The sequence below is a fragment of the Nostoc sp. DSM 114159 genome, from assembly GCF_053470285.1.
On record NZ_JBPFEH010000001.1, the window covers coordinates 3,959,686 to 3,974,655 of the forward strand.

General features: G+C 42.7%; 14 protein-coding genes and 2 pseudogenes. 10 read left to right on the plus strand and 6 right to left on the minus strand.

The window, feature by feature from the left end:
* The first annotated feature begins 135 nt into the window (after positions 1 to 135).
* Complete coding sequence (locus ACR5KR_RS16470; RefSeq protein WP_448270221.1) at positions 136 to 1,746, plus strand: hypothetical protein; 1,611 nt, start codon at positions 136 to 138, stop codon at positions 1,744 to 1,746.
* Between the two features lie 586 nt (positions 1,747 to 2,332).
* Positions 2,333 to 3,148: pseudogene (locus ACR5KR_RS16475) on the plus strand (IS5 family transposase).
* Positions 3,149 to 3,282: 134 nt separating this feature from the next.
* Here ACR5KR_RS16475 and glsA read toward each other — a convergent pair.
* Complete coding sequence (gene glsA, locus ACR5KR_RS16480) at positions 3,283 to 4,212, minus strand: glutaminase A (protein ID WP_445631430.1); 930 nt, start codon at positions 4,210 to 4,212, stop codon at positions 3,283 to 3,285.
* Between the two features lie 39 nt (positions 4,213 to 4,251).
* On the opposite strand from glsA, the gene ACR5KR_RS16485 reads away from it, so the two are divergent.
* From ACR5KR_RS16485 to ACR5KR_RS16500, 4 genes and pseudogenes are all read left to right on the plus strand, one after another.
* Positions 4,252 to 5,766 (plus strand): thioredoxin-like domain-containing protein, encoded by a 1,515-nt coding sequence (locus ACR5KR_RS16485; protein WP_448267217.1) that lies wholly within the window; start codon positions 4,252 to 4,254, stop codon positions 5,764 to 5,766.
* A gap of 89 nt (positions 5,767 to 5,855) precedes the next feature.
* Positions 5,856 to 6,425: pseudogene (locus tag ACR5KR_RS16490) on the plus strand (HAD family hydrolase); the annotation flags it as partial.
* 120 nt (positions 6,426 to 6,545) lie between these two features.
* Complete coding sequence (locus ACR5KR_RS16495) at positions 6,546 to 6,896, plus strand: DUF952 domain-containing protein (RefSeq protein ID WP_448270223.1); 351 nt, start codon at positions 6,546 to 6,548, stop codon at positions 6,894 to 6,896.
* 175 nt (positions 6,897 to 7,071) lie between these two features.
* On the plus strand, positions 7,072 to 7,986 hold the full coding sequence (locus ACR5KR_RS16500; RefSeq protein WP_445632094.1) for an RluA family pseudouridine synthase: 915 nt from the start codon (positions 7,072 to 7,074) through the stop codon (positions 7,984 to 7,986).
* Positions 7,987 to 8,216: 230 nt separating this feature from the next.
* Here ACR5KR_RS16500 and ACR5KR_RS16505 read toward each other — a convergent pair whose 3' ends face one another.
* The 3 genes from ACR5KR_RS16505 to ACR5KR_RS16515 form a co-directional block, all read right to left on the minus strand.
* Positions 8,217 to 8,984, minus strand: coding sequence for a phycobilisome rod-core linker polypeptide (locus ACR5KR_RS16505; RefSeq protein ID WP_448267218.1), 768 nt, complete (start codon positions 8,982 to 8,984; stop codon positions 8,217 to 8,219).
* A gap of 497 nt (positions 8,985 to 9,481) precedes the next feature.
* A complete protein-coding gene (locus tag ACR5KR_RS16510) occupies positions 9,482 to 10,024 on the minus strand; it encodes a hypothetical protein (protein WP_448267219.1) in 543 nt (180 codons plus the stop codon).
* On the minus strand, positions 10,025 to 10,630 hold the full coding sequence (locus tag ACR5KR_RS16515; RefSeq protein WP_448267221.1) for a phycobiliprotein lyase: 606 nt from the start codon (positions 10,628 to 10,630) through the stop codon (positions 10,025 to 10,027). It lies immediately after the preceding gene.
* 305 nt (positions 10,631 to 10,935) lie between these two features.
* On the opposite strand from ACR5KR_RS16515, the gene ACR5KR_RS16520 reads away from it, so the two are divergent.
* The 4 genes from ACR5KR_RS16520 (at position 10,936) to ACR5KR_RS16535 (ending at position 13,461) form a co-directional block, all read left to right on the plus strand.
* A complete protein-coding gene (locus ACR5KR_RS16520) occupies positions 10,936 to 11,103 on the plus strand; it encodes an NblA/ycf18 family protein (protein WP_114081198.1) in 168 nt (55 codons plus the stop codon).
* A 346-nt stretch (positions 11,104 to 11,449) separates the two neighbouring features.
* Positions 11,450 to 12,007 (plus strand): bleomycin hydrolase, encoded by a 558-nt coding sequence (locus ACR5KR_RS16525; RefSeq protein WP_322667613.1) that lies wholly within the window; start codon positions 11,450 to 11,452, stop codon positions 12,005 to 12,007.
* Positions 12,008 to 12,085: 78 nt separating this feature from the next.
* Positions 12,086 to 12,580 carry a bleomycin hydrolase gene (locus ACR5KR_RS16530; protein WP_445631425.1) on the plus strand — a complete coding sequence of 165 codons (495 nt, stop codon included), beginning with the start codon at positions 12,086 to 12,088 and terminating at the stop codon, positions 12,578 to 12,580.
* A gap of 266 nt (positions 12,581 to 12,846) precedes the next feature.
* Positions 12,847 to 13,461 carry a HEAT repeat domain-containing protein gene (locus ACR5KR_RS16535; protein WP_445631424.1) on the plus strand — a complete coding sequence of 205 codons (615 nt, stop codon included), beginning with the start codon at positions 12,847 to 12,849 and terminating at the stop codon, positions 13,459 to 13,461.
* Positions 13,462 to 13,694: 233 nt separating this feature from the next.
* On the opposite strand, the gene ACR5KR_RS16540 is transcribed toward ACR5KR_RS16535, so the two are convergent.
* Complete coding sequence (locus tag ACR5KR_RS16540; protein ID WP_448270225.1) at positions 13,695 to 13,994, minus strand: helix-turn-helix domain-containing protein; 300 nt, start codon at positions 13,992 to 13,994, stop codon at positions 13,695 to 13,697.
* Positions 13,995 to 14,058: 64 nt separating this feature from the next.
* Positions 14,059 to 14,967, minus strand: a complete 909-nt coding sequence (locus ACR5KR_RS16545) for a HEAT repeat domain-containing protein (RefSeq protein ID WP_448267223.1) — start codon at positions 14,965 to 14,967, stop codon at positions 14,059 to 14,061.
* Between the last annotated feature and the right edge of the window lie 3 nt (positions 14,968 to 14,970).

Below are 14,970 nucleotides of genomic sequence, written 5' to 3' on the forward strand. Positions count from 1 at the left end.
TTTAAAATTTGATGAGACATAAAGGAAAACTTATAGGATGTGAGGCAGATTTCGCCTTTTGGGCTATAGTTCCAGATGGACAGTTTGAGCCAAAATAATCTGTCAATTGTCAAAGACTATCACTGGGTGCAGCGCATGAACTCGTGGCAGAAAAGGGTGTTAGAGAAGTTCCTCCCTCAGAGGTTCTCGATTCTCAGGTGGGTAATGATATTAGTGCTGGTATTAAGCTTAACCAGTTGCGGTGAGAAAGCCGACAGCCAGGAAGTATCTACTGCCTATAAAGAAAACTCTCCAAAGATTTCTCAAATTTCAAAGCAATTTTCGGAAGTTTCCCCTCCATCTGTTATTCAAGAACTGCGTCTAATTTTGGAAGTTTATCAGCCACAAGTGACAATTGTTACTCCAAAATTTGATGAAGTTCTTCAAGACAACAAAGTTACAGTTAGTTTTCAGGTTAAGGATCTACCAATATTTAAAGACCCACAATTACAACTGGGGCCACATTTACACGTAATTCTGGATAATCAACCTTATATACCTGTTTACGACCTGAATCAGCCTTTAGTTTTGCCAGACTTGTCTCCAGGTAGTCATACCCTGCGCGTCTTTGCCTCTCGTCCTTGGCATGAAAGCTTTAAGAATGAAGGCGCTTATGCCCAAACAACATTTCACGTCTTCACCAAAACCGACGACAACACCCCAGATCCTAAATTACCCCTGCTAACTTACAGCCGTCCTCAAAGTAGCTACGGGGCAGAACCAATCTTACTGGACTTTTACCTAACTAACGCTCCTCTGCACCTTGTTGGTAAGGAAAACCCCAACGACGAGTTCAGTGATTGGCGCATTCGCTCCACTATTAATGGTGAAAGCTTTATTTTCGATCGCTGGCAGGCAGTTTATCTTAAAGGCTTCCGTCCAGGGAAAAACTGGGTAAAACTAGAATTTATCGATAATCAGGGAAATGCTGTCAAAAATGCTTTTAATACTACAGTTAGATTGATTGACTACCAGCCAAAGGGTAAAGACACTTTGTCGAGAATTGTCAGAGGAGAACTCACAGCAGATGAGGTGCGCCCTATTGTAGACCCGAATTATAAACTTGCACCTAAACCCACACCCACACCTTCTGTGGAAAAAACACCCCCAACACAGCCCAAGGTAGAAAAACAGCCGATTCCGGAAACTGAAATTCCAGAAAAATCCAAAACACAGCCAGAACAACCAAAATTAGAAGTTCCCACGGCTACACCAACTCCCAGCTTGTCTCCAATAACACCAGAAATTATTGAGTCCCCAGCACCAGAACCACAGCCAGAGGTAATACCAACTCCCGAATCAACACCGTTACCTGAAAAAGTAACGCCTCAGCCAACAAAACCTAGATTTGGTGGATTTTTTAACCGTGGGGCTGGTAAAGTTCCTACCCCAGAAGCACCAGTTGCACCATCTCCTAGTTTGCCACCCACACTGCCAGAGATTATTGAGTCTCCAACACCAGAAATTATTACGCCAACACCAGAAGCACAGCCAGAGGTAACGCCAACTCCCGAATCAACACCGTTACCCGAAAAAGTTGCGCCTCAACCAACAAAATCTAGATTTGGCGGATTTTTTAACCGTCGAACGACCAAGACACCTACTCCCCAAGTAACAGTTGCCCCATCTCCTAGTTTGCCACCAACGCTGCCAGAGATTATTGAGTCTCCTGCACCAGAAATTATTACGCCAACACTAGAACCATAAGCAGAGGTAACGCCAACACCTCCTTCTGTTGAATTACCCGAAAAACCTGAATTTTCATGGTATCTGGAAAACCTTTCTTCTATTTCTCTCTCCAAAAACAGAGAGACTTTGAATTTCCCCCTTCCCTCGCAGGGAAGGGGGTTAGGGGGTTAGGTCAATCGTTAGCTTTTCCACATAACGTGAAAAGTTAGGTGTAACTTAGGGTGGGCTAATCTTTGCAGGTCGATGCATTAACATAACAAGTCGATGTATTGGCATAACAAGTCGATGTATTGGCATAACAAGTCGATGTATTGGCATAACAAGTCGATGCATTTACATAACAAGTCGATGTATTGGCATAACAAGTCGATGCATTTACATAACAAGTCGATGTATTGGCATAACAAGTCGATGCATTTACATTACAGCTCAAGACGTGGGACAGCTTTAGAAAACTTTTGTGTACACCGTAGCCTTTTAGGAGAGGCAGAGGTCTGTCGAACTCACGTTCAGAGGCTATTTATAAAGTAAATCTAAAGGTGGGTAATCAAATGAAATGATAACGATAAGATACTTTTGAGACAGAGCATTTACGTAGCGTTCAATGACTCGAAAGGCTTATTCTACCGACCTAAGTAACTCAGAATGGGCTATTCTAGCTCCCTTAATTCCACCAGCTAAGTCCGGTGGACATCCGCGCACAACTGATATGCGCGAAGTATGCAACGCCATCTACTACCACTTGAAAACAGGTTGTCAATGGGACATGCAACGAGCGAGACTTTCCTCCAAGCTCAACGGTTTACAGTTACTACCGGAAATGGCATAAACAAGGAGTTTGGCAAGAATTGAACCACACACTACGTAACCAGGTTCGGGAACGAATGGGTAAGTCAGCACAACCAACTGCGTTAGCGAAGCTCGCCGTAGGCATCGCAGCAGACACTCAGTCGGTAAAAACGACTGAAAAAAGGGGGAAGTGTACGGCTTTGATGGCGGTAAACTAGTCAAGGGACGTAAACGCCAAACTATAGTTGATAGTCTGGGACTATTACTCAAAGTTGTGGTCAGTGAAGCAAACGCTCCAGAAAGAGTGCTTGCAGCCTATGCTTTGATGGAACTGCTAGAAGAACATCCAGAAGTTTTGGAAAAAGTCGAGGTCATGTGGGTTGATTCTGGCTATAACGGTGATAAGTTTGCCCTAGCCGTGTGGCTTATGATTCAAGCTCATGTTGAGGTCATGCAGCGTACAAAAAAAGAATTTGAGGTTTTACCCAAACGCTGGGTAGTAGAAAGAACATTTGGATGGTTTAACCAATATCATCGTCTCAGTAAGGATTATGAGCGTCTTCCCGAAATGAGTGAAGCTGCTATATATGCCGTTATGACTCGTGTTATGTTGCGTCGTCTTGTTGTCTAAAGATTTACTTTATAAATGGTCTCTCAATTAGTCATCAGATGGTTGTCGCAAAACATGGAGGACGACTAATTTGTAAATCTGAGGTGGGTAGTGGTAGAGAATTTATAATTTCTCTGCCTATTCAAAAACAGGATTTAGCCAAAAATACTCAACTGCAACTCTTGTGCTAAAGCCTCAACAAAAACAAGACCCGCGACCGGATTTCCTACACCATCCAAAGCTGGACTGTAACAAGCGATCGCCCCCTCTCCTGGTACTATTGCTACAAGCCCACCACCAATTCCTGATTTCATCGGTAGACCAATTCTGACTGCAAACTTGGCAGAAGCTTCATAAAGTCCACAAGTTAACATCACAGCGTTGACAATGCGACGGTTTTGTGGTGAAAAATAGCTATTTTCACAAGCTAGCAGTTTTCCTAATACGGCTAAATCTTCAACTCGCCCAGATATACAGCATATTTGCTCGTAGGTGTCAAGTGCTATTTCAATATTTTTTAGATGACCTGTTTCGGCAAGATAGTTTGCGATCGCTTCATTGGCTTTTGAGCGGGTTAATCGCACTGAAGCTAGCATCACCTCATCTAAGCTTAGTTGACAACCTGCTAATTGGTTGAGCCATTGACAAAATAAAAAAGTGCGTTCGTTCGCGTCCTTTCCTGGTAACTTATCAGACAAAGTAATTGCCCCACTATTAATCATCGGGTTGCGGGGATGGCCGCGATCGCTAATCAATTGTTCTAAAGAATTGAAGGGTGCATCCGATGGTTCCACCCCAACCCAGCCGAAAACAGTTTCTGCTCTGAGATGTTCTAGCAGATAAAGTAGAGAAAATGTCTTAATTACACTCATTAGCGGGAACACACAAGCTGTATCCCCAAAGCTGATGGTGTGTCCAGATTTACAGCAGATATGAACTGCAAACCAATCAGGATTAGCTTTAGCCAATTGCGGAATGCGATCGGCAACTTGTCCTCGTTCAACTTGGGTTTTCGCTAGCTGCACCCAGCCTGATAACTCCGTTGTAGTTAATTTTTCAAGTCCTTTCACAACAAATACAGCCACGTTAAATTATTATTTACGAATTACGAATTACGAATTAGTATGATTCCCCGTGTCAGAGCGCCAGAATTACCACAAAATTACTCTTGGCTCAATACCGATAAACCATTGTCTCTTAAACAACTTAAGGGTAGAGTCGTAATTTTAGACTTTTGGACATACTGCTGTATCAATTGTCTGCATATTCTGCCAAACCTGAAATATTTAGAACAAAAATATAAAGATAGTCTTACTATTATCGGCGTTCACTCTGCCAAATTTGATAACGAAAAAGAAACAGAAAATATTCGCCAAGCCATCCTGCGCTACGACATTGAACATCCTATTGTAGTTGACAGCGGTTTTCGGATTTGGGAAGAGTATGCTGTGCGTGCTTGGCCTACATTAATAGTTATCGATCCAGAAGGTTATGCGATCGCCCAGATTTCTGGTGAAGGAAATCGTGACACTTTAGATGAGTTGATTCAAAAGTTAATTCAGCAACACCAAGACAAAGGCACAATTAATTTCCAAGAAATCAACTTAACTTTAGAAAAACAGCGCCAACCATTAATCACACCTTTAGCTTTTCCTGGTAAAGTTCTAGCTACTCAAATGGGTTTATTCATCGCTGACTCTGGACATCACCGCCTAGTTATGAGTAGTTTCGACGGAGAAATTCTACATTTAATTGGTACTGGAAAATCTGGCTTAACCGATGGTTCATTTAGCGAAGCACAATTTTTTGCACCGCAAGGAATGGCTTATGATGCCGAAAATCAGATTCTTTATGTTGCTGATACAGAAAATCATGCACTGCGGCGAGTTGATTTAAAACGCCAAATCGTCGAAACTATTGCGGGGACTGGCGAACAAAGCCGTAATATCCATCCTCATAGCGGTGCTGGTTTAGAAACCGCACTAAATTCTCCTTGGGATTTAGTGAAAGTAGGAAATACCCTATTTATTGCAATGGCTGGGCCGCATCAAATTTGGCAAATGGATTTAGAAACTGGTATCATCAAAACTTATGCTGGTACTGGTGCAGAAGCGTGTATTGATGGTTCACTTACTGAATCTGCCTTTGCTCAACCTAGCGGTATTACTAATAATGAGCAAGAATTATATATTGCTGACAGTGAAGTTAGTTCAATTCGTGGTGTAGGAATTGTCGAACCGTATCAAGTAAGAACTGTTTGCGGTAGTGGCGGTTTATTTGATTTTGGCGATGTAGATGGACAAGGTGAAGATGTCCGTTTACAACACTGTTTAGGAGTGGAATACGCGCAGAATTTTTTGTGGGTGGCAGATACTTATAATCATAAAATTAAATTAGTTAGCCCTAATGGGAATTGTCAAACAGTTTTGGGAGATGGTTCTGCTGGTTTACAAGATGGTCAAGGTAAGAACACTCGGTTTTTTGAACCTTCGGGATTGAGTGCTATAAATTCATATCTATATATTAGTGATACGAATAATCATGCTATCCGCCGCGTAGATTTGAATACTTTTGAAGTAATAACGCTTAAATTTCCTGGTTTATGCGCGCCGGATATTTGTATTCCGCCTAATTTATAGAATCATCTTCCTTAAAGGCAGAAATCAAAACTTTGTATTTCGTCATCTGGATATGAAATTTTAAAGAATAATTTTTAGCGATCGCTCGTATGCAATTAGTCGTTTTTGATATTGATGGTACACTAACAAATACCAACAAAATTGATGAAAATTGTTTTGTACAAGCCTTTGCATTGGAATTTGGCATTTTTGGTATAAATACAAATTGGTCTGAATACGCATACACTACAGATTCTGGAATTACCCAACAAATTTTCAAAGAAAAATTAGAACGTCTTCCTTCAAATGAAGAAATAGTTAGACTGAAAACACGTTTTGTTAGCCTACTCCAGGAAGGATTTATTAATAAACAAGATTTATTCAGCGAAATTCCTGGTGCTGCAAATGTATTAGTTAAATTACAGCTAGACCCTGATTGGTGTATTGCGATCGCAACTGGTGGTTGGCGTGAATCTGCTGAATTAAAACTTCAAAACGCTAATTTACAAATAGAAGGCATTCCATTGGCTTCAGCTAATGATGCACTTTCACGAGAAGATATTATTAAAACAGCTATTATCAAAGCGAAGAATGTTTATCAAATTGGAAAGTTTCAGAAAGTTGTTTTTGTCGGTGATGGTGTTTGGGATGTAAAAGCAGGCTATCAGTTAAATGTTGCTTTTATTGGAATAGGTGATACTAAATTAAAAAATGTAGGTGCTACCAAAGTAATTAAAGACTTTACAAATTTAGAAGATTTCTTGAAAATATTACAATATGCAGTAATTCCTAGATTTTCTATGAACACTATTCTCCACATTACTAAACGCCAACAATGGGAAGAAGCAAAGAATTTGGGCAGCTATCGCGCTGATTCTTTAGACAGTGAAGGTTTTATCCACTGTTCTAAGTCAACGCAAATACTCAAAGTTGCAAAAAGATTTTTTGATAATCAAAAAGAATTGGTACTACTTTTTATTGATTCTGAAAAAGTCCAACCCGAAATTCGCTATGAACCTGCTGAAATAGGGGAGTTATTTCCTCACATTTATGGGGAGTTAAATATTGATGCTATATATCAGGTAATTGATTTTGAAGCTGGGGAAGATGGTTTATTTAAGTTGCCGCAAGAAGTTATAGATTTAAAATAGCCATTTAAAGCATTCCGCGCTTTACTTAAAGAACGGGAATTAATCTAGAGCAATTGTGACCGAATTTAATTTACAAATCCAAGAAAATAGCGATCGCTTTGCCAACGCCAAGGGCGATCGCTTCTCAACTCCACTTGAGGATGCTACACCTAGCTTGCTTTCCCTAAAGAGTACGATACACTGCACCAACACCAAAGGCGATCGCCTTGACCGTTACCTTTCCCAAGAATTACCAGATTTATCCCGTTCGCGCATCCAACAGTTAATCGAACAGGGTAATGTCCAACTTAACGATCGAGTTTGCACATCCAAGAAGATCAATGTCAAACTAGGCGATCGCATCACTCTCGAAATACCAGAAGTTCAATCTTTAGAACTGCAAGCCGAAGATATCCCCTTAGATATCCTTTACGAAGACGACCAGTTACTTATTCTCAATAAACCCGCAGGCTTGGTTGTCCATCCTGCGCCCGGTCATCCAGATGGTACTTTAGTAAATGCCCTATTGGCTCACTGTCCTAATTTACCAGGAATTGGCGGAGTCCAACGTCCGGGAATTGTCCATCGATTGGATAAGGATACTACGGGTGCGATCGCGATCGCTAAAACAGATATTGCCCATCATCATTTACAAGCACAACTGAAAGCAAAAACTGCACGACGAGAATACTTGGGCATAGTTTACGGTGTGCCAAAAACTGAAAGTGGCACTATCGACTTGCCCATTGGTCGTCATCCCCAAGATCGCAAAAAAATGGCTGTTATGCCTGTCGAACAAGGCGGACGAGTCGCCGTCACTCACTGGAAAATATTAGAACGCCTTGGTAACTTCACCTTAATTCACTTTCAATTAGAAACTGGACGCACCCATCAAATTCGCGTCCACAGCAGCAAAATCGGTCATCCCATTGTCGGCGATCCGGTTTATAGTTCTGGCCATTCAGTGGGTGTAAATTTACCTGGTCAAGCACTACACGCTTGGCGACTCAAATTGCAGCATCCCCTATCTGAGGAGTTGATTGAGGTGACAGCGACTCCTCCCGCCCACTTCACAAAACTTTTAGAGATGCTAAAAAGACGAACAAAGTAGAATCATTTCACAAACATTAAGCATTCAGAAAAAAACCATGCCCAATGCCCAATGCCCAATGCCCAATGCCCAATGCCCCATACCCATTAACAACTAGCGTGCATTAGACATGGGATAGAGTCTGTTTCACTTAGTTATATCTAAATAAAACTCCTACATAACCCAAGACTTATGCACGCTATAAAGCGATCGAATGGATGTACTAGCCAGCCACCGACCAAAAATCGTTGTTATTTAATTCCTGAGAGTTGCCGATAAGGTACAGACTTTTCGATATCGATGTTGTATGGCGAAACCCGTTGTGGAGGATTGCCAGTTGCATTGATACTTTGTGCCAAACCCAAGAATAAAGCTGGATCGCCAGCTTTCGGCTTTTGCTCTTGTGGGAGGAATCTGCGTACTTCGACCTGCCAAATGATTTGGGGGAAACCCAGTTTGGCACGGTGATAATCTTCGTATCGCGGAGATTTGATGTTGAATGGCAACTCACCCTGAGATTGAGATGGGAGTATCCGACGGCGCTGATAAGGCACTGTGGAGTATCCAAAATTGCTTAGGTACTCTTCAGTGTTGAGTACTTCATCAATAAAGCCTACAATACCCTTGGTAGCGACTACAATTGACCAGGCGATTTTTTCCCGCTCGTTGTATGGATCGCGTCCTAGAACTCGCTGAATTACTTGCTCAACAAAGCGATAATTATTGTTGAGGTCGTAGAAGCTTTTCTTAAAGGTATTGGAAAGCACCAACCCACGAATAAAGTCCCGTACTGTAATTTGTCCATTACGGAGTTGAGACTCTAAATATGTTTCGCGATCGGCAGCAAAGGCATAAAAGAAAATTTGACGATATGCTGCTTCGATCAGATCGCCTAAATCTGACGGAGAAAGTATATTGTCGGTAGTGAAAATCCTGGGTTGTTCATCACCCGGCACTTCGTATCCAGCTACACGCTGATTTTGACTTGAAGGTTCATACTCTAACAGAGGAAGTGGCACTCTAAAGCCTCCATGTTCTTAATTAAAGTTAACAACTTTTAATCACATATTAAGGGAGTAGTTGTATCAAAACTTCAGATTCTGATTAAATTTCACGAAACTTAACTAAGGGAAATTTAAGTATTCGTAGGATAAATGATTAGTCTGCTGGATTCAACCCATAGCTAATCAATAAATAGGTAATCAGACTTCCAGCTTAATGACTACGTAAATGACTAAAAAATCTTATTCACATATTTTAGATTATGAGATTCAGTTTCACCTTTTTGAACTGAAGCAATAATTTTTAACATTTAGCAAAAGAAATTAATAAAATATGGGGCATTGGGCGTTAGGAGTGCTGAGTGCTGAGTGCTGAGTGCTGAGTGCTGAGTGCTGAGTGCTGAGTTAAGAGTTTTGTTTATCTCCTTGTCCCCTAACTCCCTCACTCCCTCACTCCCTGCTCCTCGATCACTGAGCGTAGTCGAAGTGCTGCTCCCCCTGCTCCCCTCGGCGACTCAGCGACCTATCCAAAATTCCAGGGGATCTATGGTTGATTTACAGTAAGGCCAGCTACGCAAAGTTGCTTCCATTCCTGCCTCCCAGTAGGGTGGTTCCAATCCCAGCCCTAAGCATAGATGAGATAGGATAGCAGCAAATTGCTCATTGTGACCAAACTCTCCTAGATGGGCATGGGCGTATTCATGGACGACTACACCAAACCAGTCTTTAGGTGCAACTCGACCAACATCTATCAAAATAGTGATTGGGTTTGTGAGAATGTTGCATAGCCCATCTATGCCAAAAGATTGAGCTATGGGGACTGCAAAAATTTGGATGTGGCGACGCTCTTGGGGATGAAAACACTGATGACAAACTTCTAGATAGGTGTTGATCTGAGCGTTCACAGCGTTAATATTTTCACCGATCCAAGTATAAATGGGAATGCGATCGCGCAGGTTATCAAACACATTCACCATACCCGGTTCTAGGGCAAGTCCCTGTACCCGATGGAGATAATCTTGCCCACGAGTAAAAGCATCGCTCTGCTTGAGAATCATTCACCAGCCCAAAACTGAATAAAACTGTGTTTTTTCCAAAATATCCGCTTCTTGTCTTTGTGTTACTTCTTCTAAGCTAGAAGCCTCAACAGAATCAATGCGGCTTTCGCTACAAAACGATGCGGTGCTAAAGCCGCCAAACCTTTTGACTGTACTGGTTCTTAGTCGCATATTTGGGCTGGCGAACCAGAATCGCTCAATGGAACTCATTGTTTCATATTCGGTTGTCAACACTAGTCCATCTTCATCATCCATGTGAAAAAGACCAACTACAGGCACTATTTCGGCATAACCTCTTTCACGGAGTAATTTGCCTTGCCTTGGGTTATCGCTATCAGGCACGATCGCAAATATGGTTTTCCCCTGATGATTCTCCTCATCCTCTCGATCCCAAGCCATTGTTCCTAGCCAACGCACGCGCGAACCACCGACTGAAAGGCTGGGGTCAATCTCATGATAGCGGCACAATTCTATGATTTCGGGATGATTGGCATCGAGAGTTTCTACCTGTATATCCGATTCTCCTATCTCTGAGCGCTTGAACGCTAGATGATGAGTTACACGTTGCGATCGCCACTTACCAGCACTTAGCTGAAAAAATTCCATTGCGTCTATCAATCTTCTGACTCCTACTTATTGCTCCTGCGGATGATGTTTTGCGAGTTGTTTCTTTTTAGAGTAGTTGGTATATAAACATTCTAATCATTACAGCGATTAGCGGCCAGCTTCAATAAACACCCTAAAAAGGAATCTGTAGAGGTGTTGTTATGCAATTGTAAACTTTTATAAGTGTGATTTCTTATAGCTTGACAATGTAGACACTTTAATATCCACATGCTAGACTAATAGAAAGCGATCGTCTTCTACTAACAACAAATACCCTTCGATGCAGTCAATCACAGGAGTGAATGATGGACTTTCCAGTTGAATTAACTTTAGAACAACAGTTTCGCTTACAAAATTTGAAAGATCAGGTAAAAAATCTGAGTCAACAAGAAGCTCAAGAATTTTTACTAGAAGTTTTACGGCAGATGATGGTGAAAGATAATTTGGTCAAACATCTCCTAAAACAAGCTTGATCGACTAAAAAACAAAATTTTTTCCTTAAGACTTACGCAATGGGAGAGTTCCATCAAAATGCGTAAGTCTTAATTTTTTGGGCATTGGGTCTAGAGAATTAGCAGGAAGCAAAGCGCAAGGGAGAAGAGTTTTACTCTTTGCTAAGAGCACCCCGCCTACAAAGCTTCTTCACCAATGCCCAATTCCCCATACTCAAGAGAAATATTACAGATTGTTACTTTGTCTCTCATAGTAAAGACTAGGGCACTATCGATCCCCTATGTTTTTGTTTGGCTACTCGCAGTTAACCTGATCGAGAACACGCCAAAAATAATATCCGCCATTTGTGAATATTAAGGAGAACTCATGGTTCTTGATGCTTTTTCCAGAGCTGTAATTGCGGCTGATGCCAAAACCGCTCCTATCGGTGGTGCTGACTTGGCAGCCCTGAAGTCTTTCATCGCTGAAGGCAACAAGCGCCTTGATGCAGTGAATGCGATCGCCAGCAACGCTAGCTGTGCGGTTTCTGATGCCATTGCTGGAATTGCTTGTGAAAACACAGGCTTGATTCAATCTGGTGGTAACTTGTACCCCACTCGTCGGATGGCTGCTTGCTTGCGTGATGCTGAAATCGTTCTGCGTTATGTAACTTATGCGCTGTTGGCCGGTGATTCTTCCGTATTAGACGATCGCGCTTTGAACGGTTTGAAAGAAACCTACACAGCTTTGGGCGTACCCACTGGCTCTTCTGTACGGGCTTTCCAAATCCTGAAGGCTATCAGTGTCGCTCACATCACCAACACCAATACTGAAGCTAACGCTGGTAAAAAATTCCGCAAACAAGAAGTTGTTCAAGGCGACTGCTCTGCTCTAGCTGCTGAAGCTGCTAGCTACTTCGATCGCGTTATTTCTGCTTTGAGCTAATTGCTCATGGCTAAAGGCTATTAGCCAAGCAAACTGAAATTAAAACTCGATCAAATCTAATCTGGAGTATAAAAAGCAATGAAATCAGTTATCACTACAGTTATTGGATCTGCTGATGCAGCAGGTCGTTTTCCAACCACCTCCGATCTAGAATCCGTTCAAGGTAGTATTCAGCGTGCTAATGCTCGTCTAGAAGCTGCTGAAAAGCTAGCTTCTGGGATCGATGCCGTAGCTAAAGAAGGTTATGATGCTGCGTTCAAGAAATATCCTTTCCTGAGCCAAGAAGGTGAAGCTGGCGACACTCAAGTTAAGAAAGACAAGTGCCTGCGCGACATCAAGCACTACCTACGCTTGATCAACTACAGCTTAGTTGTGGGCGGTACTGGCCCTCTGGATGAGTGGGGTATTGCAGGTGCTCGCGAAGTTTATCGCTCTTTGAATCTGCCCACCGCTCCCTACGTTACCGCATTGACTTATACTCGCGATCGCGCTTGCTCTCCTCGCGACTTGTCTCCTCAAGCGTTGGTTGAGTTCCGCAATCTCCTCGACTACGTAATCAACTCTCTTTCATAGTCATAAGGATTGACTAGACGTAGACGAGCGATCGTCATCCTCTAAAACTTAGGGACTCTCAGTCTGTTGCTTTGCCTGTATCAGGTTGGGTGATTGACCAAGAGTCCCTCTGTTGTTAATAATTCGTAATTCGTAATACTTCGGCTACGCCCTTCTCCTGTCGGAGACGCTACGCGAACGACTACGCTCAGGACCAGCTCAGTACAAGTTGGTAATTCGTAATTAATGATTTAACTTGGGGGATTTAAACAGGGAAATTTTCTTTTATGACAATAGATTCTTTATTTGCACAGTTAAAACACCCCAACCCCAATTTGCGGGAACGAGCTATGTGGGAACTGGCTGATGTCCGTGATGAAAATACCATTCCTCGGCTAATGGGTATTTTAGATGAAGAAGATGTCACTTATCGTCGAGCTGCGGTAAAAGCACTGGGTGCTATTGGTACAGATGCTGTACCGCTACTGGTAGAGTCATTAGTAAATAGTGATAATGCAACCATTCGAGGTAGTTGTGCTAAAGCTTTAGCACAGGTTGCTGCTAATCATCCCGATGTTCCCTTCCCGAATGAGGGCTTACAGGGATTGCAAACAGCGCTCAATGACCCAAATCCAGTTGTTTATATTGCATCCGTAATGGCACTGGGTGAAATTGGATCTCCCGCCTTTGAGATTTTGACTGAAGCTTTGAAAACAATAGATAATGTTGCGGTGGCTGTGGCGATCGTCAATGCACTCGGTTCGATGGGTGATATCCGTGGGGTGGAAGTGCTGACGGCATTGACAAATGATGAATCTGTCGATCCGTATGTTCGAGAGTCAGCAGTTAGCGCTTTACCCCGATTAGATCAAGTGATTAAATTTGGCAATTCGCCTTCTTAACGGCGAGGATTCTTCTTTCAACCAACATTGCCTCTAAAAGCAGTGCCTTTAAACGGTCTTACATGTTGTCCAGAAGCAGAAGCGAGATGCCCTCCCGCCAAAAGTCGTAAACCTTCATCTCTGATATTTGTAGCCTAGAAGGGAGAGATTTTAGACCCAAATTTTCGAGAAGAGAGAGTAGCGATCGCTCTTAAATACAACTACTTTTATCAGTCATAATAGAGCCGATACATTTAGATAAACAGACTGGGTATCACCTTGAAGTAATCTCCGAGTGCCTTAGCTTGTGCCTTACTAATCGACCGCTTACCGTTCACAACCTCAGACACCACGCCACGCGACCCGATAATGCCCACCAAGTCAGCCTGACGGGTGTTACTGACTTCCATAATGGGTTGGAGAATTTCATGCGGTGTAGATTCATCCATTGGATAGTTCTGCGCCTCATACGCTTCAATCAGCATTACTATCAGCTTATGCAGAGCTTGCTCTTCTGGAGTCCGGTTTTTGGAAAATGTTAGGCGTTCTGCTATGGTTAGGGCGCGATCTTACTCTTCTTTCGTCTCAATCACCTTGGGAGTGTAAATGTCCATCGCCTTATTCCCAAGCTTCTTCCTCTAACTGCTTCTCAATTTGAGAAATCGCCAACTTCATCACCGCCTGAACCCCCGCTTCTTCTTCCTTAGTTAATGCGGCTTGCAGGGGTTCTAAAGCAGCACCATCGCCAATTTTCATCAATGCCAGAGCCGCTGCTTTTCGGGTTTCCCAATCGGGATGATATAGTAATTCAACAAGGCTAGGAATTGCCGAACGATAAGTCAGGCTACCCAAAGCTGCTGCGGCTTCACACCTGACAATTTCAGATGGGTCGTTGAGGGCGTTAATTAAAATATTAAATGCTCCTTCTTGAGTGCCTTCTTGAGCAATTTTAGCGATCGCACCCACTACCGCAGCCCGAACTTCAGCAGAGTCGGAGTTAATCTCTCGATATAAATGCTCCTTCGCCTCTGCCCCAATAAATCCTAACGCCCATACAGCATGACCTTTGGCACTTTCTGGATACTCAGTTGACGCTAAGATTTTCAGCAATGCTGGTACAGCTGCTTTACCTATTTTGGCAAGCCCCCCCACCGACGAGGTTTTGACCACCATATCTTCATCATTTAAGAGGGCATTGACCAAAGTCGGAACTGCGATCGGGTCAGCAATCAGTGTCAAGGTTTTAGCACTGGCTCTCCGCACAACTGGGTTGGGATGATTTGCCACAGCTTCCATCAATAAAGGGGTCGCTGGTTTGCCGATTTTACCCAAAGCCTCTGCAAAACTCAACCTCACCATGCCTCGTGAGTCTCCCATACTCTCAACCATCCGCTTTAGTAGCTCTTGGTCATCCGAGTTGAAGGTGTTTAAGCTTAATTGCTCACTCACCGCTTTAAATAAAGCGTCAGTTTCTGCATGGGACAGATTTAACGAATCTGCCTCGGATTGAGTTTCGGAGTTGAGCATATA

What these genes read in the sequence shown, in the direction of transcription:
- ACR5KR_RS16545 (WP_448267223.1), bottom strand. Translation starts at nt 14,967, where the DNA reads ATGCTCAACTCCGAAACTCAATCCGAGGCAGATTCGTTAAATCTGTCC.
- ACR5KR_RS16520 (WP_114081198.1), top strand. Translation starts at nt 10,936, where the DNA reads ATGGACTTTCCAGTTGAATTAACTTTAGAACAACAGTTTCGCTTACAA.
- ACR5KR_RS16495 (WP_448270223.1), top strand. Translation starts at nt 6,546, where the DNA reads ATGAACACTATTCTCCACATTACTAAACGCCAACAATGGGAAGAAGCA.
- ACR5KR_RS16515 (WP_448267221.1), bottom strand. Translation starts at nt 10,630, where the DNA reads ATGGAATTTTTTCAGCTAAGTGCTGGTAAGTGGCGATCGCAACGTGTA.
- ACR5KR_RS16470 (WP_448270221.1), top strand. Translation starts at nt 136, where the DNA reads ATGAACTCGTGGCAGAAAAGGGTGTTAGAGAAGTTCCTCCCTCAGAGG.
- ACR5KR_RS16530 (WP_445631425.1), top strand. Translation starts at nt 12,086, where the DNA reads ATGAAATCAGTTATCACTACAGTTATTGGATCTGCTGATGCAGCAGGT.
- ACR5KR_RS16525 (WP_322667613.1), top strand. Translation starts at nt 11,450, where the DNA reads ATGGTTCTTGATGCTTTTTCCAGAGCTGTAATTGCGGCTGATGCCAAA.
- ACR5KR_RS16510 (WP_448267219.1), bottom strand. Translation starts at nt 10,024, where the DNA reads ATGATTCTCAAGCAGAGCGATGCTTTTACTCGTGGGCAAGATTATCTC.
- ACR5KR_RS16485 (WP_448267217.1), top strand. Translation starts at nt 4,252, where the DNA reads ATGATTCCCCGTGTCAGAGCGCCAGAATTACCACAAAATTACTCTTGG.
- ACR5KR_RS16535 (WP_445631424.1), top strand. Translation starts at nt 12,847, where the DNA reads ATGACAATAGATTCTTTATTTGCACAGTTAAAACACCCCAACCCCAAT.